This window comes from Halomonas sp. I1 (assembly GCF_032334135.1).
In the GTDB taxonomy this organism is placed as follows: domain Bacteria; phylum Pseudomonadota; class Gammaproteobacteria; order Pseudomonadales; family Halomonadaceae; genus Halomonas.
The window spans coordinates 51,602-73,985 of record NZ_JAVXUS010000005.1 but is presented as its reverse complement, the minus strand read 5'-3'; the positions used below and the strand labels follow the sequence as shown (position 1 = coordinate 73,985).

The following is a 22,384-nucleotide window of genomic DNA, read 5'->3' as shown; positions in this document are numbered from 1 at the left end:
ACAAGACTCTCATCAAAGGCCTCTCTAGATGACGGCTTATTGGGAATCGCTCTGGAGTTCACCGGTCACGGTGTCGTAATAGCGAATGCCCTCGTCGCCGGCCTTGCTGGCCATCTCATGCCAGGCCTCCCAGGCCGCATCCACGAAGGTCTGCACATCCTCGTCAGAGAACGCCGGCAGCATGGTGATACCCATGGCCTCACGCTCCTCGCGTGCCTCGGCCTCGCGCTCCGGATCCACCGCCTTGTCGCGGGTTTCCTGCCAGATCTCCTCGCCGGCACGGGTCAGGATTTGCTGCTGCTGCTCGTCCAGACTGTTCCAGGTGCGATCACTGACCCCGAACATCCAAGGAGAGGCTGCCCAGGGATGGAGGTAGGCTTCGTAGTCGGTCACTTCCTGCAGCGAAACCGTCTTGGCCACGGTCGACAGGTAATAGGCACAGTCCACGACGCCTGTCTGCAGAGCCAGATACATGTCGTTCTGGGGAATCACCTGGGCCGATATGCCGAGACGATCGAACGTCTCGACGAGATGGCCCGACCAGACCCGAACCTTCTTGTCACTAAGGCCCTCGAGGGTGTTGACCGGCTCCTTGCAGTGCAGGCCCACATCGAATACCGGCGCAACAACACCACCAACCGTATGGACTCCCCAGTCGGCATAGCCCTCCCGATACAGTTCTCGCAAGGTGGGCAGGATGTCGAGATGCTGTTCCGCTTCAGTGATCGCGCCCTGGGCATAGACCGAAGCCATTTCAGGAGCATCGCGGTTGTAGTACTCCCCGTACATCAGTGCCATGTCGACCATGCCGCGCTGCATGATGCGCAGCATGTCGGCTTCCTTCAGGCCGAGCGAGCCCGCGTGGTAAACATCGACCTGAAGCTGGCCCTCGGAATACTCGTCGACCAGTTCGGAGAAGCGCTCAAGATACGCCGCTTCAGGCCGAGACTCGGCCAGCCCGCTGTGAAACTTCAGTGTCCGGGCATCCGACCAGGCCTGCGAAGCAGTCGCCATCAGTGCCAGGGAGACGCTCATCGCCAGCATTGTTTTTTTCATTCCAGATTCCCTTGGTTGGCAAAGTCTTTAAGACGCTCTCACAAAGCCGAACCGGTACTGGCACTGAATACGAACGTTATGAGTCCATATGCGACAAAACATGAACTTTCATCACTCGGTGGTGCCGTATCATCTCTCCCGGCACCGAAAGGCAGTCTCAAGGCAACACGGCTCAAATGCCTGCGCATGAAAATCGCTTCGCTATCGTTGCCATCCTTGGCGGCTACCCGGTGGGCCCGTCTAAAGACGGTTCATGTCCAGAATGCTTTTCAGTGACTTGAGTCCCTCGAGCCCTTCTCACACCCGAGGATGCGTGCCCGGCACATGTTCGGCGTCTTCACTCGAGGGCACCTCCTGCGGCGGTCGGGACAGTGCATCGAGAATGCCGCACTCGGCGGCCGGACGCTGCCCCTGGCAACGGGCTCGCAGCACCACCAGGGCGTCCTCCAGTTCCTGAAGCTGGGCAATACGCGCTTTCACATGCATCAGGTGCTCGTCGATCAGGATGTCGGCCTGATGGCAGGTCCCCTCCGGATCGTCATGGCATGCCAGCAAGGCGCGGATCTCGTCCAGGGTCATGTCCAGCGCACGACAATGCCGGATGAAGGCCAGGCGCTCGGCGTGCACCTCGCCATAGAGGCGGTAATTGGCCTCGCTTCGCGCCGGCTCGGGCAGCAGACCTTCCCGTTCGTAATAGCGAATGGTCACGACCCGGCATCCCGTTCGAGTCGCCAGTTCTCCGATTTTCATCATCGACCTCCACTCACTCAGCATCAGGGCTTGACCCTATATAGACTATAGGGTGTGTGATGTCGGCAAGATATCACGAACGGAGCCCGAGATGTCCGATGACATGCCTCAGGAACATGGCTGCTGCGGCGGCCACCAGCCTCATGCTCGCGAGGCCGTGACCGCCCCGGCCGACAGCGCAACCCTGCGTCTTCGTATCCAGGAGATGGACTGCCCCACCGAGGAAGCCCTGCTGCGCAGGGCCCTGGCCACAGCGCCCGGCGTCGCCGCCCTGGAGTTCGACCTGATGGGTCGAATTCTGAGCATTCATCATTACGACGCCGACCCCGAGGCGCTACAGGCACGCGTGCGCGGCCTGGGCATGACGCCTCGCGCCCTGGACGACGGGGACGACAGCGCCGATGATGCCCCGGCAAGCGGCGAACCCCGTTGGGGCCGTCTGATACTGGCCGGCGTCCTGGCGCTGGCGGCGGAGATCGCCGGCTGGACGCCCTGGCCCTGGACCACCTGGCTCTCCCCGCTGCTCGCCCTGCTGGCCATCGCCCTGGTGGGCCTGCCGACATGGCGCAAGGGCTGGGTGGCGATTCGTCACCGCACCCTCAACATCAACGCCCTGATGAGTGTGGCAGTGACCGGCGCCCTGCTGATCGGTCACTGGTCGGAGGCCGCCATGGTGATGGTGCTGTTCACCTTGGCGGAACGCATCGAGGCGGGGTCCCTGGAACGCGCCCGCCGCGCCATCCGCGACCTGCTCGACAGCGCACCCCGCCAGGCCCGGCGGCGCGCGGAAGCAGGCGAATGGGAGACCGTGGCCGCCGAAGACGTGGCCATCGACGAAATCATTCGAGTACTCCCCGGCGAGCGCCTACCGCTGGACGGCGAGGTTGTCCGCGGCCACCCCAGCCTCGACGAGTCGCCGATCACCGGCGAGAGCCTGCCCGTCGACAAGGCACCAGGCGATAGCGTCTTCGCCGGCGCCATCAATCACGACGGTGACTTCGACATCCGCACCACCCGAGAGGCCAGCGACACGACCCTGGCGCGCATCATTCACGCCGTCGAGCAGGCCCAGGCCAGCCAGGCCCCCACCCAGCGTTTCATCGACCGCTTCGCCGCCGTCTACACGCCCGCGGTCTTCGCCCTGGCCATGCTCACGGCCCTGGCCTGGCCCTGGGTCGTCGGCGGCGCCTGGCTGGACGGTATCTATCGTGCCCTGGTGCTGCTGGTGATCGCCTGCCCCTGCGCGCTGGTCATTTCCACGCCGGTAACCATCGTCAGTGGCCTTTCCGCCGCCGCCCGAGCCGGCATCCTGATCAAGGGCGGCCGCTTCCTGGAGCAGGGCCGGCACCTGACCTGGCTGGCCCTGGACAAGACCGGCACCCTGACCCGGGGCGAGCCGACACTCGAACATTGGGAAGCGCTCGACGTATCCTCGGAAGAAAGCCTCCAGGACCTGGCGCGGCAAGCCTCGCTGCTCGCCGGACGCTCGACCCATCCTGTCTCCGCCGCCATTCAGCGCGCCCTCGCCTCGCCCCCGAATGAAGGCAACGTGGACGACTTCCGCGAACGCCCCGGCCAGGGCGTCGAAGGTCGAGTGGATGGACAGGCACTCTGGCTCGGCAACCGCCGGCTGGCCGATGCGCAAGGCCTGATCGACGCGACGCTCGCCGAGCGCATCGAGTCACTGGAGCGGCGCGGCGCCAGTGTCGTAGCGCTGGGAGCCAGCGACCGGGTCCTGGCGCTGTTCGCCGTACGCGATCCGCTCAAGCCCACCAGCCTGGCAGCCATCAAGGCCCTTCACGGGCTCGGCGTGAAGACCCTGATGCTCTCCGGCGACAACCGGCACGCCGTAACGGCCATCGCCGGCGAAGCCGGCATCGACAGCGCCCGAGGAGAATTACTCCCCGAGGACAAGCTCGCCATCATCGAGGAAAGCAGTCGCCACGGCGTGACCGGCATGGTCGGCGACGGCATCAACGATGCGCCGGCGCTGGCCCGCGCCGATATCGGCTTCTCCATGGGGGCGGCCGGCAGTGACGTGGCCATCGAGACCGCTGACGTGGCGCTGATGGACGACGATCTCGGCAAGTTACCGACCTTCCTGCGCCTGTCCCGTGCCACGCACAGCATCCTGATTCAGAACATCGTGCTGGCTCTCGGCATCAAGGCCGTCTTCATGATCTTGGCCTTCGCCGGCCAGGCTACCCTGTGGATGGCGGTGTTTGCCGACCTGGGCGCCAGCCTGCTGGTCATCGGCAACGGACTGCGCCTGCTGCGCCATCGGCCCGAATGAACGGCTCCGAACGGCGACTTCGTTTCGTGGTGGGACAAAGCCCGGCTTAGGGAAACGCTGCTTAAATGCCTACGCATGCAAATCGCGTCGCTATAGCTGCCATCCATGGCGGCTACCCTGCGGGCCCGTCTAAAGACGGCTCAAATTCTCTCCTGGCGAATTTGTGCGCGGTGCTGGTACGCCAGCCCGGTCGAAAGCTCGCCTAACTGCCAGTTATGCCTCGCTTTCTGTGCCCCGTGAGCCTTGCGTGACCCACAAGGATGTGGGAAAAGCGATGGCCCGTCGGGAACGGGCCTAGCCTTCACTATGCTCGGCGATTTATTCAGCGGTTCCTTAGAGACACCGGCGCATGAACTTGAGTATCCAGCACACCATCAAACGGTCATCGACCGGGGCGTCCAGCGAGGCCAGCCCACGGTCGACCCGTTCGGCGCCGATCAGGTCGGCGCGCAGCCGCATCAGGTCCGCCGAGTAGGCCTTGGAAAACTCGGGGTGTCCCTGCACGCCGAGAAAGCTTTGACCGACTTGCATCAGATACAGGGGGCAGAAGTCGCTTCCCGCCAGAACCCTGGCATGCGGTGGCGGTAGTTCCACCTGGTCCTGGTGGCTGACCACCAGGTCGAGCCTGTCCTGCCGTGCGTCCATCCAGTCGGCCCGCCCCGTCACGTCATTGAAGGACATGCCAACTCCCCAGCCCCGGGCACTCTTGATGACCTTTCCTCCCAACGCCTTGGCGATCAGCTGATGACCGAAACAAATGCCGACCAGGGGCCTGTCGGCCTGCCATAGTCGTCGGACGAAATCGCAGAGTTCCTCGATCCACGGCAGGCCGTCATTGACCCCGAACTTGGAACCGGTCGTCAGCCAGGCGTCCACCGCCCCGGTATCATCCGGCAGCTCTCCATCCAGGCATCGCCATACCTGAAAGGTCAGTGTCGGATCCACCGAAGTGAACAGCTTCTCGAACATTTCCGGATAATTGCCATGCCGCTCCTGCAGCTCCGGCGCCACGTCGTCACACTGCAAAAGGCCTATGTGCATCGCCTTATCCCCCCGTTGATCCCGTCGTGATGCTTCCCCCGCTCGGCATGCGCCTAAAGGCGGCCCTCGACCGCATCGACGAAAATGTCGCGATATCGCTCGGGCTCGAAGGCGATGGGATTGGAAGCAGATGACGGATCGGCGACGGCCATCCGGCCGACCTTCTCCGCCTGCTCGGTATCGATGTCCAGCGCCGACAACGTCGGCGGGATTCCCAGGCGTTCGCGCAGATCGAGCACCCAGTCGATCACCGCTCCGGTACCCGGCTGCCGCAGGTCGAGGTAGCGTCCCAGGCGCACCATGGGCTCACCAATGGCCCGCTCGTTGGCCCGCAGCACATAAGGCATCAGTACCGCGTTGAGGGTCCCGTGGTGGGCGTCGTACAGGGCGCCGAGGGGATGGGCCAGGGCATGCATGGCACCCAGTCCTCGCTGGAAAGCGGTTGCGCCCATCATCGAGGCCACCAGCATGTGCTGGCGTGACTCGAGGTCTCGGCCATCGGCATGGACACGGGGCAGGTGATCGCGAATCCGCCGCATGCCCTCCACGGCGATCCCCTCGGCCATGGGGTGGTAGTTGGGCGAACACCAGGCCTCCAGGCAATGGGAAAGCGCATCCATTCCCGTGGCGGCGGTGATCGATGCCGGCAGACCGAGGGTCAGCTCCGGGTCGAGGATCACCGTCGCCGGCACCATTCGCGGATGAAAGATGATGCGCTTGACGTGCTCCTTCTCGTTGGTGATGACCGAAGCACGCCCCACCTCGGATCCTGTGCCGGCGGTCGTCGGTACGGCGACCACCGGTGCCACGGCATCACCATCGGCGCGCTGCCAGTAATCGCCGATATCTTCCAGCTCCCAGATGGACAATTCATCGCGCTGCCCCGCCATCAAGGCCACGGCCTTGGCAGCATCCAGCCCCGAGCCGCCACCGAAGGCAATGACGCCATCGTGGCCTCCCGCCCGATAGGCCGCTACCCCGGCCTCGACATTGGCCCCGGTAGGGTTGCCCTTGATCTCGCTGAACACGGTGACTCTCAGGCCTTCATCCGCACAGCGCTGTACCAGATCGTGCACCATCGGCAGCCCCGCCAGACCGGGGTCGGTCACCAGCAAGGGCGAGTGCATACCCAGCGACCGGCATGCCTCTGGCAGCTCCCGCACCCGCCCTGCCCCGGCAAGAATTCGGGCTGGATAGTTCCAGGTAGCAGTGAACTGACTCATGTCGTCTTTGCTCTTCATATCCTCAGTCTCCAATATCGGCGGCATGACATTCGAAGCTCGAAACCCGAAGCATACGAGCAGCGAGATACGAGATCCGAACCCCGACAACCACCTCCAGAGCGGCAACTCCCTGCTCGTCGCTCGTCGCCCGAAGCTCGAAGCTCGAAGCTCGAAGCTCGAAGCTCGAAGCTCGAAGCTCGAAGCCAGCGTGCCCCCGATGTCATGGGGTCAAGGGGACTTACCGCTTACAGCTTACGGCTTACAGCTCCCGGCGAAGCCGGGTTCAAGCATGCTTCAGATGAAAGGACTTGGGTCGGGTCAACGTCTCGTAACCCAAGCGCGACAGCGAGCAACCGCGACCAGATTGCTTGACGCCGGTCCAGGCGAGCTCGGGATCCAGGTAGTCGCAGCGATTGGTGAAGACGGTCCCCGCCTCCAGGCGACGGGCCAGTTGCTCGCCGACGGCAATGTCACGGGTAAAGATCGCAGCGGTCAGGCCAAAGTCGCTGTCGTTCATCAGCTCGATGGCCTCATCGTCGGAATCCACCGACATGATGCCCACCACCGGGCCGAAACTCTCCTCGCGCATCACACGCATGGAATGGTCGACATCCGTCAGCACCTGGGGCGCCAGATAGGCACTGCCCGGCTCGGATAACGGGTAATCACCGGGATCGATCCAGGCCTTTGCTCCGGTACTCACCGCTTCTTCCACCTGCGCCCTCACGAAATCCGCCGCCGCCGGCTTGACCAGGGGCCCCAGGGTGGTCGTCGGGTCGGAGGGATTGCCCAGCCTGAGCTGCTGCACCCAGGCCACGGCCCGCTCGACGAAGGCATCATGCAGTTCGCGATGCACATAGATTCGCTCGATGCCGCAGCAGCTCTGGCCGGCATTGAAGAAGGCACCATCCATCACGCCCGGTACGGCCGCATCGAGATCAGCATCGGCGCGCACATAGGCAGGATCCTTGCCACCCAGTTCCAGGCCGGTGGCAATGAAACGCCCCGCCGCATTGCGCTCCACCATCTCACCGCCACCGACCGACCCGGTGAAGGAAACATGGTCGATACGCGGATCGCGAATCAATGCCTCGGTCGCCGGATGGGAAAGGTGAAGATGCTGGAAGACGCCCTCGGGCAGGCCGGCCGCCGCGAAGGCCTCCTGAAGACGCTCGGCACACAGAGGCGTCTGGGCCGAATGCTTGAGGATCACCGCATTGCCGGCCATGAGCGATGGCACGATGGCATTCACCGCGGTCATGAACGGAAAGTTCCAGGGGGCGACGATGAACGACACGCCCAGCGGCTCACGCGTGATATAGCGGGTGAATCCCGGCTTGTCGGGCAGTGTGATCGGTGCCAGCGCCTCCTCGGCCAGAGCGATCATGCCACGCGCCCGCTCCTCGAAGCCGCCGATCTCCCCGCCTCCGGCGGAAATCGGCCGCCCCATCTGCCATGTCAATTCCTCGGCCAGCTCGTCACGACGGGCAACGAAGGCATCGACCATCGCCGAACAGAAACCGGCACGTTCGGCGATCGACGTCGCACGCCAGGCCCGTTGCGCCACCACTGCCCGTTCCAGAACCGCCTCCACCCGCGCCGCATCGGCCAGCTCGCGCTCGACATACACCGAACCGTCCACCGGCGAAATCGTCTGTTGTATTGCCATCTGTCGTTTGCACCTCATGACGTGGTATCGAACGATCCGCATAGTAATTCCCGTGGTCCAGGGCCGAGTGAACGGCACCAAGGCAAGGCGGAGCAACGAGAAATCGCGGAGTTGACTGTCGTCAATGAGCAGATTTCGAGGCGCTCCAACACAGCTTTGGTGTCGTGCAGCCGGCCTTTCCACTAAATAATTTCGAAGTAGCGATCCAACTCCCAATCCGTAATATGCTTCCGGAACTCCCGCTCCTCCCACTCCCGGGTCGCCGCGAAGTGGTCGACGAAGGCGTCGCCGAACAGTGCCCGCGCCGCTTCCGAGGCCCTGAGCCGCTGGGCCGCTTCCCAGAGAGTGGCGGGCAGTGCCTGGTGGGGCGGGTGGTCCAGCTCATAGGCGTTACCCTCGACCGGCTCGTCGGGCTCCAGGCGGTGTTCGATGCCGTAGAGGCCAGCGCCGATGGCGGCGGCCAGTGCCAGATACGGGTTGGCATCGGCGCTGCCCAGGCGGTACTCGACCCGCTGGGACTTTTGGGTGCCGGGGATCACCCGCAATGCGGTGGTGCGATTCTCCACGCCCCAGGTGGCCTCGGTAGGCGCCCAGAAACCGGGAATCAACCGGGTATAGCTATTGATGGTGGGCGCGAACATGGCCAGCAACTCCGGCATCAGCTTCTGCTGGCCAGCCACGAAATGGCGCTGCACATCACTCATGTGGTGGGGCTTGTCGGCATCGAAGAATGCCGACTCGCCGCTTTCTCCATGCCGCAGCGACAGGTGGATATGCCCGCTCTGTCCCGGATAGTCAGGCGACCACTTGGCCATGAAGGTGGCCATCAGTCCGCGACGCTGGGCCCAGACCTTGGTGAAGGTCTTGAACAACGCGCCCTTGTCGCCGGCGGCCATGGCGTCGTCCACCGCGATGGCCGCCTCGAGCACGCCGGGGCCGGTTTCGGTGTGTAGCCCCTCGATGGGAAAGTCCATGTCCTGCGAGAGCGCCAGGAGCTCATGGTAGAGCTCGCTATGCACCGAACTTCGCAGCATCGAGTAGCCCATCATGTCCGGTGTCAGAGGCTTGAGATTGCGGAATCCCTTCTCGCGCACCGACTCGGGCGTCTCCTGAAAGAGAAAGAACTCATATTCCAGGGAGCCACTGGCTGCGTAGCCCATGTCTCGCCCGTGCTCCAGGACCCGACCGAGCAGGCCGCGCGGACAGATATCGCTGGCGGGACCGACGAATTCGGCCAGGAACAGCAGCATCCCGTCGCCCTCGCTCGGCATCTCGCGACAGCTGTCGACGACGACCCTCAGGGGGGCATCAGGATAGCCGGTATGCCAGCCGGTGAAGCGAACATTGTCATAGAGCTCATCCTTGCTGTCCCACCCCAGCACCACGTCGCAGAAGGCAAAACCGTCTTCCAGGGCGGAGAAGAACTTGTCGCGCTGCATGTACTTGCCAAGCATCACGCCGTCGATATCGAACATGCCCACCTTGACGTGGCTCAGGCCACGTTCCTCGACGATGCGCCTGGCGTCTTCCGTCGTCCTGATGTCTCTCGCTTGCATCTCGCTCATCCAGCCTTCTCCCTACCGGTTGTCACGACCTCGATCGCGTTTTCCGGCCGGGCGGGGCGGAGTTCCCCGCACCGAGCCGGAGTTTCGATTCAGGCATAGCGGTAGGGAGGGCCGGCCTGCTGCATGATCTGGCGATACTCCTTGAGAATCTTCACGACCCGAGCATTGCGCTCGCTCTGCTCGGCAATCTCGTCCCAGAATGTCAGCGCCTCGTCCTCTATCGTCTGCCATTCGGACTCGGGGATCGAGGTCAGCTCGAGCTTGCCGCCCTGGGTGCGATAGTGGGCCTCGCCCCACCAATACCAATGCTGGCGATAGTAATGGGAGCTATCCATGCACAGCCGGAACAGCGTCTTGAGATGTTCGGGCAGCGCTTCCCAGCGCTCGCTGTTGGCGAAGTAGGAACCCGCCCAGGCACCGGAGATATTGTTGGTCAGGTAGTACTTGCTGACATCGGCCCAACCGACGGTGTAGGCCTCGGTGATGCCGGCCCAGGCGATGCCATCGAGTTCTCGGGTCTGCATCGCCACTTCGATGTCTTCCCACGGCAGGGTCACCGGCACAACCCCGAAACGGCTCAGGAAGCGTCCGGCGGTGGGAAAGGTGAACACGCGCTTGCCTTCGAGGTCAGCGATACTGCGAATCGGTTCGCGCGTCACGAAATTGCACGGGTCCCAGGATCCCGAACCGAGCCAGGTCACGTTCTCGATCTCGTTGTAGGCCTCTTCCCAGATCTCCTTCAGTCCGTAATGGTTGAACAGGGTGGGCACATCGAGACTGTATCGGGAAGCGAACGGGAAATAGCCACCAAACACCGACACATCGACCGGTGCATTGATCGAGTCATCGTCGCTCTGCACTGCATCGATGGTTCCTCTCTGCATGGCCCGGAACAGCTCGCCGGTGGGAACCAGTTGATCGGAGAAGTACAGCTCGATCTCCATCTCGCCGTTGGCGGCCCGATTGAAGGCATCGATGGAAGGCTTGATGACGTGTTCCGCCAGTGCCGGTCCCGCATAGGTCTGCAGGCGCCAACGGATCGGGTTTTTCGACTGGGCATGGACATAGGGCGCGGGAAAGGCGGCGGCGCCGACCGAAGCGGCACCGGCCATTCCAGCCTTCTTCAGAAAGTCGCGACGATTATTGGTCATGACCTCATCTCCTTCACTACGTTGTTGTTGTCGAGCGGCCCGGCATGCACCGAGGCCATGGGTAACACCTTTATAGTTGCGCTTGGCGTACCTCCCGAAGTCGCCTCAGTAGCCACGCACCAGCTCAGGCAGCCAAAGCGCCAGTTGCGGGAAGATGGTGATCAACGCCAGTCCCAGCAGCATGATGCCGACGAACGGCCAGACACTGCGATAGATGTCGGAGAGCGACACCTCCGGTGGCGCCATGGCACGCATCAGGAACAGGTTGTAGCCGAAGGGCGGCGTCATGTAGGCGATCTGCACGGTGATGGTATAGAGCACGCCGTACCAGATCGGGTCATAGCCGAGCGTGATGACCAGCGGCACGTAGAGGGGCGCCACGATCACCAGCATGGCGGTGTCATCCAGGAACATGCCCAGCAGGATGTAGGACAGCTGCATCATCACGAGAATCTGCCAGGGGCTCAGTCCCATGTTGTCGAGGAATATCGACTCGATCGCCCGCACCGCGCCGAGGCCATCAAAGACGGCGCCGAAGCACAGTGCCGCGAGGATGATCCACATGAACATGCAGGTGATGCCGAGGGTCTTGCGCACGGTGCCCTCGATGACCGTCATGTTCAGGCGCCCCTTGAGCAGGGCCGCCAGGGTGGCGGCCAGAGCCCCCACGGCGGCGCTCTCGACCAGGCTTGTCACACCCATCAGGAACAGGCCGGTCATGGCGAAGAAAATCGCCAGGGGCACAATGCCGGCGCGCAGCAGGGCCAACTTGTCACGCAGCGGCATCCGCCGTTCCTCTTCGGGAAGCGCCGGACCGAGACTCGGTTGCAGGCGACAACGAATGACGATGTAGAGCACGAACATCGTCGCCAGGATCAGGCCGGGGATGGCCCCGGCGAGCCACAACTGACTGACGGGCTGGCGCGCGATCATGCCATACAGCACCAGCACCACACTGGGCGGCACCAGAATGCCGAGGGAGCTGCCGGCCTGGATCACGCCGGTCACCATGATCTTGTCGTAGCCCCGCCGCAGCAGCTCGGGCAACGCGATGGTCGCCCCGATCGCCATGCCCGCCACGCTCAAGCCGTTCATCGCCGATACCACGACCATCAGGCCGATCGTGCCCACCGCCAGGCCGCCCTTGAGCGAGCCCATCCAGACGTGAAACATCTCGTAGAGCTCGCTGGCGATACCGGATTCCGACAGCATGTAGCCCATGTAGATGAACAACGGCAAGGTGAGCAGCGGATACCAGTTCATCAACTGAATGCTGGCACTGAACGGCATCTCGACGCCGCCGTCTCCCCATAACAGCAGTGCCGAGGCGGCACCGACGAAGCCGATCACGCCGAACACACGCTGGCCGGTCAGCAGCAACAGCATCATCGACGAGAACATGGTCAGGGCGATCATCGCGTAGCTCATGACAGCGCCTCCCCACGCAGACAGGCCACGTCCTTGAACAGCGTCGAGAGGCTCTGCAGCAACATCAGCAGAATGCCGAACGTCATCAGCGCCTTGATGGGCGCCAGGGGCGGTGCCCATGAAGAGTAGTTGGTTTCGCCATACTGGACGGCATAGCTCGTGCTGGAGATGCCGCCGAGCAACAACACCACCAGAAAGACGATCAACAGCAGGATGGTGAGTCCATCGACCAGGGCCCGGGTGCGCACCGACCAACGCGAGTAGAACAGATCCATGCGCACGTGTTCGCCGAGCTGCATCGAGTAGGCGCCACCGAGCAGGTAATAGGACACCATCAGGAACTGCGACACCTCGACACCCCATATCAACGGGCTGTCAAACAGGGTCCGCGAGATCGAGGCATAGAGCAGCACCCCGATCATGATGAAGATCAGATACATCACCAGGCGCCCGACGCGGCGATTGAAGCGGTCCACGTAGTGAACGTAGAGGCGTATCGGTCTCGGCATGGCGTTTCCCCGTCTCCCCGAAGCGATGCTGCAACAAAGCTTGGATGCGGGGTGTCAACCGCGCCACATGCATCGGTCTGGATGACGCCCGAGCTATAGGTAAAACCGATATCAGGGTCTGTACGAAAAGCGCCTGCACTCGGTGATACGGTGTTGAAATCGGTCCCGGGGGAGCCGTCTCAGGAAAACCGCCCCAGGGATGCCTCCAGCCACGCATGGCGTGCCTGCAACGCCTGTCGAAACTCGCCATCGAGCAGGCGACGTGCATCGCTGGCCAGTTGCGCCGGCAGATCGCCGAGCTCGTCACGTCGGGCGACCAGGGTCAGTTCCCGGCTCAGCGACGAAACAGGCAGAGGTTCGATACGCAGGTCGAGCGTATCGAGCCCCGCCTGGAACAGGCACAGTGGTGTGGTGATGGTCCATCCCACGCCATGGCTGACCAGCCGCATCAGGGCGCAGGTGTTGTCGAGATGCAGACGTGGCGGCAATTCCAGTCCCTCGAGGCGCAGATAGCGCTCGATGGTCTGGCCGATCAGCGAGTGCGGTACATAACGAGCGAAATCCAGCTGTCGCGATAGCCAACGCAGGTTGTTGACCGGCCCGCTCCAGCTACCGGGCAGCACCAGCACGAAGGGCTCGCGTAGTATGGAATGACGCTCCAGGCCATCGTAATCCTGCAAGGGGTCATCGGAGATGATCACGTCCACATGCCGCGTCAGCAGTGAATGGGCATGCATATGTGACAAGCCGGTGGTCAGGGTATGGTCGCGAGTATGACGACGGATTACCTCGATCAGCGGCTTGCCCACGGCGGTGGCCAGCGAGTCGACCAGGGCCAGGCGAACCTGATGCAACTGGCCGAAACCACCGGAAACCAGCTCGCGGCGCGTCACACGCGCCTCCTTGAGCAATCGCTTGGCACGATCATGAAAGAAACGCCCGGCGCTGGTTGCCTCCAGCGGCCGCGAACGACGATCGAACAAGGCCACGCCCAGCGCCTCTTCGAGATTGGCCAGGCTCTGCGACACCGAGGACTGCTTGATGCCGAGATAATCCGCAGCGGCACTCTGGCTGCCGCGCTCCAGCGTCTCGACGAAGATTTCCATGCTGCGCAGGTCAAACCCGAAGCCGTTTCGCATCCCCTGTCTCCCTTGTCCTGGCCGACCCACAGCATGCCATGGCGACACGCGCCGGGCGCGTCACGACGGTATCGATTCGACGAGGAACACCTTGAAGGCCTGCCACAGCGGGCTGCGATAACGCTCGGGATGCCACACCAGCGAAAAGGTCCGGCGCAGCGACAGCTCGCTGTCGAGCGCCACCAGTTCACCTCGCTCGAGTTCGCCAGCCACGCTCAGCCGGGACAGGCAGCCTAGCCCCAGGCCGGCACGCACGGCCTGCTTGATGGCCTCATGCTGTCCCAGCTCCATTCGCCCCTTGGGGGGCAGACTACGGGCTTGCATCGCCCGCTCGAAGACCGACCGGGTGCCAGAGCCCGACTCGCGCAGGATCCAGTCCGCTTCGGCGAGGGTGTCGTCATCGAGCCATGCCCGCGCCGACAACGGATGGCTCGGTGCGGCGACGATGACCAGTCGGTCCTCGCACCAGGCCTCGCTGGCCAGGCGCGGCTCTCGGCACTCCCCCTCGATCAGCCCCAGGTCCGCTTCGAGGCGCAGTACATCGGTGATGACCTCGAACGTATTGCGCAACTTGAGACGCAGATCCACTGCCGGGTGGTGTTCGCTGAAGCGCCCGGCCAGCCCGGGCAGCAGGTAGGTGCCCACAGTGGCGCTGGCGGATACGCTGAGCGCCCCGTGAAGCTCTCCCTCGGGCTCCCGGGCGGTCGCCACGAAATCCGCGACGCCCTCGAGCAGCTCTTCCGCCCGCGGCATCATCCGACGGCCCAGTTCATTGAGCAGTAGGCGACGCCCCGGGCGCTCGAACAACGTCACCCCGAGGTGGCGCTCGAGATCGGACAGTGCCTGGCTGGTCGCCGACGGCGACAGGCTCAGCGACTCTGCCGCCGCACTCACCGTGCCCAGCCGCGCCACCGTGACGAAGACTTGCAATTGCCGAAAGCTGACCGAGGTCGTCATATCGGTTTTTCCGAAGAGAGGTTTCGTTATTAGTTGATAACCAGATGAGCTATTAGCGCATAGGATGCTCGACAGACACAACGTCGACGAGGATCCCAGCATGCGGCAAGGCCTGTTGATATGCATCACGCTGACCATCGCCGGATTCAGTCTGGTACGACTCCCCGGCCTGGCCGAAAGTGGCATCAGTCCCCTGGTGGCTTCATTGCTGCTCGGCATCCTGGCAGGCAACCTGCCCCTGGCGCGCCGGGTTGCACACGCTGGCCCCGGCCTTGCCTTCGCCACTCGCTGGCTGCTGCGCGGCGGCATCGTGCTGTTCGGCCTGTCGCTGACCCTGCAGCAGGTCGTCGCCCTGGGCCCCAAGGTCCTGTTGCTGGACATGCTGGTGATTGCCAGCGTACTGACGGCAGGTTACGTGATCGGCACTCGCGTGCTGGGCATGGACCGCGAAACGACGCTGCTGACCAGTGCCGGTAGCGCCATCTGCGGTGCCGCCGCCGTGCTGGCCACCGAGTCCACCATTCGCTCGCGTCCGGCCGCCACGGCCATGGCGGTCGCCACCGTGGTGCTGTTCGGTTCGCTGGCGATGCTCGTCTACCCGCTGTTATATCCGCTGATGGGCATGGACGAGGGCCTCTTCGGCATCTATATCGGTGCCACCGTTCACGAGGTCGCCCAGGTCGTGGCCGCCGGCGAAGCGGTGGGCCCCGAGGCGCTGGCCAATGCGGTGATCGTCAAGCTGGTCAGGGTCATGCTGCTGGTGCCCTTCCTGCTGATCGTCGGTCAGTGGTGGCTGCGACGCCATGCTCCCGCCGAGGGCAAGACAGGCGGTGGCCTGGTGATTCCCTGGTTCGCCTTCGGCTTCATGGCCATGGTGGTGTTCAACAGCCTGGTCGCCCTGCCGGCGCCCCTGCACGATGGCCTGGTGCTGGCCGGCCAGGTCGCGCTGACCATGGCCATGGCCGCCCTGGGCTTCGAGACACGGCTGGAGAAGTTGCGTGCCCTGGGCGTCCGCCCCTTCATTCTGGCACTGACCCTGTTTTTACTGTTGATCGGCGGGGGGTGGCTGGCCAGCAGCCTGCTGATGGGTTGAAGAGATCAAAGAAAGAAGAGTGAAGAAGGAAGAGGAAAGCGATAGGCCTGAGGAGATGGACGTAAGGAGATAGCACGAAGCCGCGCTCGGGGCGCGGCTTCGTCATGCGTATCGAAGACGCCTTGGCTTACTCGAAACTGAAACGCGGCGCCGGTGCGCCGGGCAACAGAGCCGCGCAGGCCCGTACCTTTTCCACCAGGGCCTCGTGGGTCGGTGCCACCAGGTTGACGTGTCCCAGCTTGCGGCCGGGGCGCTCGCTCTTGTCGTAGCGATGCAGGTGGGCATCCTCGATCTCGAGCAAACGCGCCGGCTCGCCTTCCTGGGCGATGATGTTGACCATGCAGGACGGCATCCGGGCAGCGGTGTCACCGAGCGGCAACCCCTGGATGGCTCGCAGGTGGTTCTCGAACTGGCTGGTCACCGCGCCGTCCATGGTCCAGTGGCCGGAATTGTGCACCCGGGGCGCCATCTCGTTAGCCAGCAGCCCGCCGTCCGGCATCTGGAAAAGCTCCAGGGTCAGTACCCCGACGTAATCGAGCTCATCGAGCAACGCCCGGATATAGCCATCGGCGGTATCCTGAATGCCAGCATCGAGGTCCGGCATGGGCGCCAGCGAGTAGCGCAGAATGCCGTCCACGTGAAGGTTCTCGGCCATTGGATAGAAGACCACCTGACCGTCGCGCCCCCGCACGGCGATGATCGATACTTCGCGCACGAAGTCGACGAAGGCCTCGACGATCAGCCGAGGATGATGGATGGATCGCCAGGCCTCGGCGGCCTCGGACGGCGACTTGATCACCGCCTGACCCTTGCCGTCGTAGCCTTCGGTCACCGACTTGGCGACGACCGGCGTTCCCAGCTCGCGTACCGCGTCCTCCAGTTCCTCGGCGCTCTCCACCAGACGATAGGCCGGCGTGGGAATTCCCAGACGGTCGAACAACGCCTTCTCCTCGGCGCGATGCTGGCAAATCCGGATTGCCTCGCTGGAGGGATGAACCGGCTTGTGCTCCTCGATCGCCTGAACCAGCGGCACCGGCAGATGCTCGAACTCGTAGGTCACCAGGTCGACCTTGGCCAGGAAGTCGGCCAGATGCTTCTGGTCGGTATCCACCATGACATCACCAATGCCGGCGCTGGGGTGGCCGGTGGTGTCGAGGAAGGTAAAACGATTGGCCAGCGGATACCCCGCCAGGGCCAGCATCCGGCCCAGTTGGCCGGCTCCCAGTACACCGATATTCATGGTTTGCCTCACTGTGAATCGGGACGCGGATCGGGGTTATCCAGCACCTTGCGAGTCTGTTCGGCGCGGAAAGCCTCTACTGCCTCGCGCACCGGAGCTTCCTGCAAGCCGACGATCTGTGCGGCCATCAGCCCCGCATTGGTGGCGCCGGCCTTGCCGATCGCCAGGGTGCCCACGGAAACACCACCGGGCATCTGCACGATCGACAACAGAGAATCCAGCCCCTTCAGCGACTTGGACTCCACCGGCACGCCCAGCACCGGCAGTGCCGTCTGGGAGGCCACCATGCCTGGCAGATGGGCCGCGCCTCCGGCACCGGCGATGATCACCTGAAGACCACGCTCGGCGGCGGACTTGGCATAATCGAACAACAGGTCGGGGGTACGGTGGGCCGAGACCACTCGGGTCTCGCAGGCTACCCCCAGGCGCTCGAGCATCTCGACGGCATGTTCCATGACGGGCCAGTCGGACTGCGACCCCATGATTACGCCGACACGCGGCGACTCGTTTGCTGGCATCCAGGGCTCCTCGCAACAAACGGGGCGTTCACAGACCCCATTCACAAAACAATGACACGCCGAATGGCGAAGCCATTCGACACATGGAAAAGTGGAAGTTAACCATTCTAACAGAGCCGCACCGCGCCTACCTCTCCCCGTTTCGTCGGGTACCGGGAAGCGGCGTTGTCACCACGGAGCGACAGCGGATTTCACGCTGCATGCGAACTTGATGGTTAATATCAAGTCACAAAGTCGGCCCCAGCAACCCACTCTTCCCCGTTACGGAGCATACCCATGAAACGTCCCCTGCTATTGATCGCCGCCCTGACAGGGACCCTGATCCTGGCCGGTTGCGACGACGCCAAGGAGGCCGGGCAGGATAACGCCGAGAGCACCCAGACCGAGCAGGCCGATGCCTCGAACCAGGAAGCCCAGAGCGAGGCATCCGTCGCCCGTACCCTCGAGGGCGTGCTGGAGTTCTCTGCAACCGACGTGCCGCTCCCGGACGGGGCCGACGTCATGATCAGCCTGCGCGACGTTTCCCGGGCCGATGCCCCCGCGACCACCATCGCCGAGACCCGCGTCACCCCCGGCAACGAGGCCCCGGTAGAGTTCCGGCTCGATTACGACACCGCCGACGTGAATCCCGAGCACACACATGGTCTGCGCGCGGCCCTGCATGGTGACGAGGGAGAACTGCTCTGGACCACGACCTCCCGTCACACCGTCGAGGTCGGCCCCGACGCCAAGCAGGGTCCGGTCACTCTGGTTCTGGAACCAGTGAATACCACTCCGGACGGCGCCAGCCTGCAGGAAGCCCAGCAGGACATGCTGAAGGAAGAAGCGGAAAATACCGATGCCCAGGGCGGCACCGCCGGCTCACTGGACGAGGTCAACGAGCAGGCCACCGACATGCAGGAGCCCGCTCCGGAGAGCGGGTCCGGGCAGTAACCCTGCAAGCTGCCGCACCACGGCACCATGACAAGGCCCCGCTCGAGCGGGGCCTTGTCATTCTCGGAGCCCCGAAAACCGCTACCCTGTGACGGCCGCCTGGCGCCGACTCGCCAGCCAGTTACCCGTGATCGCCACGACCATCACCACCGCCCCGATGACCTCGGCCATCAGGTTCGGATAGAAGACGGCGATCATCGCCGGGACCAGCACCAGGCGCACCGGCATCGACATGCGCGTGAACAGGAAACCTTCCAACGCCGCAGCAAAGGCGCCCAGCGCCAGGAAACCGGTCAGCGCCGTCCATATCAGCAACGGCAGCGGCCCGCCCATGATGATCTCCGGGTTATAGACCATGAACAGCGGGATCAGATAGAGCCCCTTGGCGAACTTCCAGGCCTGAAAGCCCGTATCCATCGGCTTGCTGCCCGCAATCGCCGCACCGGCAAAACCGGCCAGGGCAATGGGAGGCGTGACGTTGGAATCCTGGGAATACCAGAACACCACCAGATGCGCGATCAACAGCGGCACACCGAACTCGGCAGTCAACGCCGGTCCCACCAGTACGATCAGCACGATATAGCTGGCGGTCACCGGTAGCCCCATGCCCAGGACGAGGCTGGCCAGCAGCACCATGACCAGTGCCAGCAGCAAGTGACCATTGGAGAAGGCCATCATCATTGCCGAGAATTTCAGGCCCAGGCCGGTAAGCCCGACCACGCCAACGATGATTCCAGCCACGGCACAGGCCATGGACACCGCCACGGCATTGCGGGCACCGAGTTCGAGCCCCTCGAGTACCTTGAGCGCCCCATTGCGCACAGCGAGTTTCAGGGCGCTCGCCGTGACCGGCTGCCCCTGCTTCGGCGCCACGAAGACCATCCAGATGAAAAAGCGCAGGGCTGCCACCGTCAGCATGGTCAGGATGGCGTAATAGCCGACCCGCATCGGCGACAGGTTCATCACCAGCAGCCACACCAGGACCGCCAGCGGCAGCAGGAAGTGCCACCCGGCTCCCATCACGTCGCGCATCTGCGGAAGTTCGTCCTTGCTCATGCCCTGCATGCCTTGCTTCAAGGCGATGATATGCACGAACAGGTAGACAGTGGCGAAGTACATGACCGCCGGCAGGATGCTGACCTTGACCACATCCAGATACGGCATGCGGGTATATTCGGCAATCAGGAAAGCCCCCGCCCCCATCAGCGGCGGCATGATCTGCCCACCGGTGGACGCCGCCGCCTCGATACCACCGGCCTGGTGTGGCCGATAGCCCAGACGCTTCATCAGCGGAATGGTGAAGGCGCCGGTGGTGACCACATTGGCGATGGCGCTGCCCGAGATCGAGCCCATGCCGGCCGAGGCGATGACCGCCGCCTTGGCCGGACCGCCACGCTGCCGACCAGTGGCGGCGTAGGCCAGATCGATGAAGAACTTGCCGGCACCGGTAATCTCGAGAAAGGCACCGAAAAGCACGAAGATGAAGATGTAGGTGGCCGCCACCCCCATGGGCAGGCCGAAGATGCCTTCCTGCCCCAGATAGAGCTGCCCGACCAGGCGATCCAGGCTATAGCCACGGTGTTCGAGGATGCCGGGCAACCACTCGCCGAGCCAGGGCAGTTCACCGCGCGACCCGGCGAAAGCGTAGAGAATGGCGATCATGCCGATCACCGTCATGCCGGCTCCCACGGCACGACGACTCGCCTCGAGCACGGTGATGGTGGCGATGCAGCCGATCACGATATCGGTCTGGGTCCAGAACCCGGCCCGATTGATGATCTCGTCGAGATACAGCACCAGATACCCCCCGGTGATCACCGCGCCGGCGAAGAACACCAGGTCGACCAGGCCCCCGACCACGCCTCGGGGCCGCTTGGAGCCGAACACAGGAAACATCAGAAAGGCCAGCATCATGATCAGCGCCAGGTGAATGCTGCGCTGGTAGAAGAGCCCCAGCGGTTCGATACCGGCGGAATAGAGCTGGAACAGCGACAGCACCACGGCCACCAGGCTGATCAGCCAGAGCACGGGCCGCGAATGCCTGGCCTGGCTGCCGGGAATGACGGGGGAATTACCCGAATCGCTCATGAAAGAGTCTCTCGCAACGACGGATGATGCATCGCCCGATCCCTCGGCGCGATGCGGTGATGTCACGGGTTGGTCGTCAGGCTGATGGTCACGCCTTCGTTGGCGGCGAGTTCACTGAGGCTGATCACGACCGCATCGTCACTGACGGGGATAGCGCCACCGAAGCCGCAGCCCTGCTCCCTCGCTCGCTCGAGCAGGGTGCGCAGGCTCGGCTCGCCATGGCGCACCAGTCGATGGTCGACACGCATGGCACCGACGCGCAGTCGGTAGCGATCGCCGGGAACCGGCTCATCGATGTCCTCGATCCAGTAACCGCCCCGGCCGTCGGAAACCTGGCGTCCTCGGCCGGGAATGTGGTCGAGCCCGGCGGCGAAGTCCGGCAGATGGCTACGCTCCAGCACCATATGACCACCCTCATTGCGGTAGCAATCGTGCACGGCGAAGCCTTCCACCGAATGATTCCAGGCCAGGCACCAGCCGGCCCCTTCCGGCATCGGCAGGTTCACCAGTGCCCGCCCATCGGCGTCGGTTACCCGCAACCCATGGTCCGGGCAACCGGCCAGCGCCGGCAACGGCACCAGCATCCATGCCAGCCACAGCAACAGGGCGGACCCTCGAGCCCGCCCCAGTATCAAGCGCAACGATCGAGACGTCATCACGGACGTTGACGATCCTCGATCTCGACCCCTTGCTCCTCGTAGTAGCGCAATGCCCCCGGATGGAAGGCAATGGGCGTGGAGTCGACGCTGAATTTCACGGTGGTGTCATTGGCCGCCGGATGGATGGCGATCAACTGGTCGGTGTGCTCGAACAGCGTCTTGGTGACCTGGTAGGCCAGTTCCTCGTCCATTTCGGCATTGGTCGCCAGAATGTTGGGAATGCCGATCGTCTGCACCGGTTCCTCCATGCCTTCGTAGAGATCGGCGCGCAGTTCATAGGGCGCGAACACCGGGACCTCTTCCCGGGCGTTGGCGACTTGCTCGTCGCTCAGGCCGATCAGGCGGATGTCGCGAGTGGTGGCCAGGTTCATGATCGAGCTGGTGGGCGGCCCTACGCTCCAGAAGCCGGCATCGATATCGCCGTCGCGGATGGCATCGGCAGTCTCGTTGAAGTTGAGGCGGCGCGCTTCGAAATCGTCGTAACTGATGCCGTTGGACTCCAGCAAGGCCCGGGCATTGAGCTCGGTGCCACTTCCCGGCGCTCCCACCGAGACGATCTTGCCCTCGAGATCCGCCAGGGACTCGATGCCGGAATCCGCCATGGTCACGATCTGCACGGCATTGGGATACACGGAGGCCAGGGCCCGAATGTTCTCGAGCTGGCGGTCCTCGAAATCACCGGTTCCGGTATAGGCCTGATAGACGGTATCGGCCAGGGCCAGCGCCATGTCGGAATCGCCACGCCAGACCAGCCCCATGTTCTCTACCGATGCGCCCGTTACCTCGGCCACGGCATCATAGCCATCGACATGTTCCTTGATCAGCTCGGCCAAGCCACCGCCGTAGGGATAATAAGTACCGCCGGTACCGCCGGTGGCGATGGACAGCTGCTGCTGCGCCACCGCAGCGGGCGCAGCCACCAGCAGCGAAGCCGCCAGAGCATATTTGAGAGCGCGCATGAATAACCTCCGTTGCGATTCGAACCTCGTTGTCGTGATCGGCGGCATCGGCCGCCCCGAGAAACGCTAGCAGCCCCCCGGCGGAGGGGCCAGCCACCATTTCCACGCTTCTG

Annotated in this window: 19 protein-coding genes; 3 read left to right on the top strand and 16 right to left on the bottom strand. The window is 63.7% G+C overall.

Features of this window, described 5'->3' with window-relative positions; genetic code table 11:
* Window positions 1–36: 36 nt before the first annotated feature.
* Both RSO41_RS08290 and cadR read right to left on the bottom strand, forming a co-directional pair.
* Window positions 37–1,056: a TRAP transporter substrate-binding protein gene (locus RSO41_RS08290; RefSeq protein ID WP_315618645.1), complete on the bottom strand. Its 1,020-nt coding sequence runs from the start codon at window positions 1,054–1,056 to the stop codon at window positions 37–39.
* Window positions 1,057–1,353: 297 nt separating this feature from the next.
* A complete protein-coding gene (gene cadR / locus RSO41_RS08285; protein WP_315618644.1) occupies window positions 1,354–1,806 on the bottom strand; it encodes a Cd(II)/Pb(II)-responsive transcriptional regulator in 453 nt (150 codons plus the stop codon).
* 91 nt (window positions 1,807–1,897) lie between these two features.
* Here cadR and RSO41_RS08280 point away from each other — a divergent pair, with 91 nt between their 5' ends.
* Complete coding sequence (locus RSO41_RS08280) at window positions 1,898–4,099, top strand: cation-translocating P-type ATPase (RefSeq protein WP_315618643.1); 2,202 nt, start codon at window positions 1,898–1,900, stop codon at window positions 4,097–4,099.
* Window positions 4,100–4,432: 333 nt separating this feature from the next.
* Here RSO41_RS08280 and RSO41_RS08275 read toward each other — a convergent pair whose 3' ends face one another.
* From RSO41_RS08275 to RSO41_RS08235, 9 genes are all read right to left on the bottom strand, one after another.
* The gene (locus RSO41_RS08275) at window positions 4,433–5,140 is read right to left on the bottom strand and encodes a glutamine amidotransferase-related protein (RefSeq protein ID WP_315618641.1); all 708 of its coding nucleotides are present in this window, start codon (window positions 5,138–5,140) and stop codon (window positions 4,433–4,435) included.
* Between the two features lie 53 nt (window positions 5,141–5,193).
* A complete protein-coding gene (locus tag RSO41_RS08270; RefSeq protein ID WP_315618640.1) occupies window positions 5,194–6,381 on the bottom strand; it encodes an iron-containing alcohol dehydrogenase in 1,188 nt (395 codons plus the stop codon).
* 265 nt (window positions 6,382–6,646) lie between these two features.
* Window positions 6,647–8,032: an aldehyde dehydrogenase family protein gene (locus RSO41_RS08265; protein ID WP_315618639.1), complete on the bottom strand. Its 1,386-nt coding sequence runs from the start codon at window positions 8,030–8,032 to the stop codon at window positions 6,647–6,649.
* A 182-nt stretch (window positions 8,033–8,214) separates the two neighbouring features.
* Window positions 8,215–9,597, bottom strand: coding sequence for a glutamine synthetase (locus RSO41_RS08260; RefSeq protein ID WP_315618638.1), 1,383 nt, complete (start codon window positions 9,595–9,597; stop codon window positions 8,215–8,217).
* An 89-nt stretch (window positions 9,598–9,686) separates the two neighbouring features.
* Window positions 9,687–10,748, bottom strand: coding sequence for a TRAP transporter substrate-binding protein (locus RSO41_RS08255; protein ID WP_315618637.1), 1,062 nt, complete (start codon window positions 10,746–10,748; stop codon window positions 9,687–9,689).
* Window positions 10,749–10,853: 105 nt separating this feature from the next.
* Entirely contained in the window at window positions 10,854–12,176 is a 1,323-nt protein-coding gene (locus tag RSO41_RS08250) for a TRAP transporter large permease subunit (protein WP_315618636.1), read from the bottom strand.
* Entirely contained in the window at window positions 12,173–12,685 is a 513-nt protein-coding gene (locus RSO41_RS08245; RefSeq protein ID WP_315618635.1) for a TRAP transporter small permease subunit, read from the bottom strand. Before RSO41_RS08245 ends, RSO41_RS08250 begins: the two co-directional genes overlap by 4 nt.
* A gap of 179 nt (window positions 12,686–12,864) precedes the next feature.
* Window positions 12,865–13,824: a LysR family transcriptional regulator gene (locus tag RSO41_RS08240; RefSeq protein ID WP_315618634.1), complete on the bottom strand. Its 960-nt coding sequence runs from the start codon at window positions 13,822–13,824 to the stop codon at window positions 12,865–12,867.
* Between the two features lie 60 nt (window positions 13,825–13,884).
* Complete coding sequence (locus tag RSO41_RS08235) at window positions 13,885–14,781, bottom strand: LysR substrate-binding domain-containing protein (protein WP_315618633.1); 897 nt, start codon at window positions 14,779–14,781, stop codon at window positions 13,885–13,887.
* Window positions 14,782–14,881: 100 nt separating this feature from the next.
* Here RSO41_RS08235 and RSO41_RS08230 point away from each other — a divergent pair, with 100 nt between their 5' ends.
* Window positions 14,882–15,874 carry a YeiH family protein gene (locus RSO41_RS08230; protein WP_315618631.1) on the top strand — a complete coding sequence of 331 codons (993 nt, stop codon included), beginning with the start codon at window positions 14,882–14,884 and terminating at the stop codon, window positions 15,872–15,874.
* Between the two features lie 127 nt (window positions 15,875–16,001).
* On the opposite strand, the gene RSO41_RS08225 is transcribed toward RSO41_RS08230, so the two are convergent.
* Together RSO41_RS08225 and purE are read right to left on the bottom strand one after the other, a co-directional pair.
* Window positions 16,002–17,114 carry a 5-(carboxyamino)imidazole ribonucleotide synthase gene (locus RSO41_RS08225; RefSeq protein ID WP_315618630.1) on the bottom strand — a complete coding sequence of 371 codons (1,113 nt, stop codon included), beginning with the start codon at window positions 17,112–17,114 and terminating at the stop codon, window positions 16,002–16,004.
* An 8-nt stretch (window positions 17,115–17,122) separates the two neighbouring features.
* On the bottom strand, window positions 17,123–17,632 hold the full coding sequence (gene purE, locus RSO41_RS08220; RefSeq protein WP_315618629.1) for a 5-(carboxyamino)imidazole ribonucleotide mutase: 510 nt from the start codon (window positions 17,630–17,632) through the stop codon (window positions 17,123–17,125).
* A 276-nt stretch (window positions 17,633–17,908) separates the two neighbouring features.
* Here purE and RSO41_RS08215 point away from each other — a divergent pair, with 276 nt between their 5' ends.
* The gene (locus tag RSO41_RS08215; RefSeq protein WP_315618628.1) at window positions 17,909–18,565 is read left to right on the top strand and encodes a YbaY family lipoprotein; all 657 of its coding nucleotides are present in this window, start codon (window positions 17,909–17,911) and stop codon (window positions 18,563–18,565) included.
* An 81-nt stretch (window positions 18,566–18,646) separates the two neighbouring features.
* On the opposite strand, the gene RSO41_RS08210 is transcribed toward RSO41_RS08215, so the two are convergent.
* The 3 genes from RSO41_RS08210 to RSO41_RS08200 all read right to left on the bottom strand — a co-directional run bounded on the left by RSO41_RS08210 (window position 18,647) and on the right by RSO41_RS08200 (window position 22,271).
* Window positions 18,647–20,653, bottom strand: a complete 2,007-nt coding sequence (locus RSO41_RS08210; RefSeq protein WP_315618627.1) for a TRAP transporter permease — start codon at window positions 20,651–20,653, stop codon at window positions 18,647–18,649.
* A 62-nt stretch (window positions 20,654–20,715) separates the two neighbouring features.
* On the bottom strand, window positions 20,716–21,309 hold the full coding sequence (locus tag RSO41_RS08205) for a DUF1850 domain-containing protein (RefSeq protein ID WP_315618740.1): 594 nt from the start codon (window positions 21,307–21,309) through the stop codon (window positions 20,716–20,718).
* Window positions 21,309–22,271 carry a TAXI family TRAP transporter solute-binding subunit gene (locus RSO41_RS08200; RefSeq protein WP_315618626.1) on the bottom strand — a complete coding sequence of 321 codons (963 nt, stop codon included), beginning with the start codon at window positions 22,269–22,271 and terminating at the stop codon, window positions 21,309–21,311. The genes RSO41_RS08205 and RSO41_RS08200 overlap by 1 nt, the downstream gene beginning before the upstream one ends.
* Window positions 22,272–22,384 lie beyond the last annotated feature (113 nt).

Coding starts and splice junctions, on each gene's coding strand:
- cadR (WP_315618644.1), bottom strand. CDS start 1,806: ATGAAAATCGGAGAACTGGCGACTCGAACGGGATGCCGGGTCGTGACC.
- RSO41_RS08245 (WP_315618635.1), bottom strand. CDS start 12,685: ATGCCGAGACCGATACGCCTCTACGTTCACTACGTGGACCGCTTCAAT.
- RSO41_RS08200 (WP_315618626.1), bottom strand. CDS start 22,271: ATGCGCGCTCTCAAATATGCTCTGGCGGCTTCGCTGCTGGTGGCTGCG.
- RSO41_RS08230 (WP_315618631.1), top strand. CDS start 14,882: ATGCGGCAAGGCCTGTTGATATGCATCACGCTGACCATCGCCGGATTC.
- RSO41_RS08225 (WP_315618630.1), bottom strand. CDS start 17,114: ATGAATATCGGTGTACTGGGAGCCGGCCAACTGGGCCGGATGCTGGCC.
- RSO41_RS08280 (WP_315618643.1), top strand. CDS start 1,898: ATGTCCGATGACATGCCTCAGGAACATGGCTGCTGCGGCGGCCACCAG.
- RSO41_RS08265 (WP_315618639.1), bottom strand. CDS start 8,032: ATGGCAATACAACAGACGATTTCGCCGGTGGACGGTTCGGTGTATGTC.
- RSO41_RS08210 (WP_315618627.1), bottom strand. CDS start 20,653: ATGAGCGATTCGGGTAATTCCCCCGTCATTCCCGGCAGCCAGGCCAGG.
- RSO41_RS08270 (WP_315618640.1), bottom strand. CDS start 6,381: ATGAAGAGCAAAGACGACATGAGTCAGTTCACTGCTACCTGGAACTAT.
- RSO41_RS08250 (WP_315618636.1), bottom strand. CDS start 12,176: ATGAGCTACGCGATGATCGCCCTGACCATGTTCTCGTCGATGATGCTG.
- purE (WP_315618629.1), bottom strand. CDS start 17,632: ATGCCAGCAAACGAGTCGCCGCGTGTCGGCGTAATCATGGGGTCGCAG.
- RSO41_RS08290 (WP_315618645.1), bottom strand. CDS start 1,056: ATGAAAAAAACAATGCTGGCGATGAGCGTCTCCCTGGCACTGATGGCG.
- RSO41_RS08240 (WP_315618634.1), bottom strand. CDS start 13,824: ATGCGAAACGGCTTCGGGTTTGACCTGCGCAGCATGGAAATCTTCGTC.
- RSO41_RS08205 (WP_315618740.1), bottom strand. CDS start 21,309: ATGACGTCTCGATCGTTGCGCTTGATACTGGGGCGGGCTCGAGGGTCC.
- RSO41_RS08215 (WP_315618628.1), top strand. CDS start 17,909: ATGAAACGTCCCCTGCTATTGATCGCCGCCCTGACAGGGACCCTGATC.
- RSO41_RS08255 (WP_315618637.1), bottom strand. CDS start 10,748: ATGACCAATAATCGTCGCGACTTTCTGAAGAAGGCTGGAATGGCCGGT.
- RSO41_RS08260 (WP_315618638.1), bottom strand. CDS start 9,597: ATGAGCGAGATGCAAGCGAGAGACATCAGGACGACGGAAGACGCCAGG.
- RSO41_RS08275 (WP_315618641.1), bottom strand. CDS start 5,140: ATGCACATAGGCCTTTTGCAGTGTGACGACGTGGCGCCGGAGCTGCAG.
- RSO41_RS08235 (WP_315618633.1), bottom strand. CDS start 14,781: ATGACGACCTCGGTCAGCTTTCGGCAATTGCAAGTCTTCGTCACGGTG.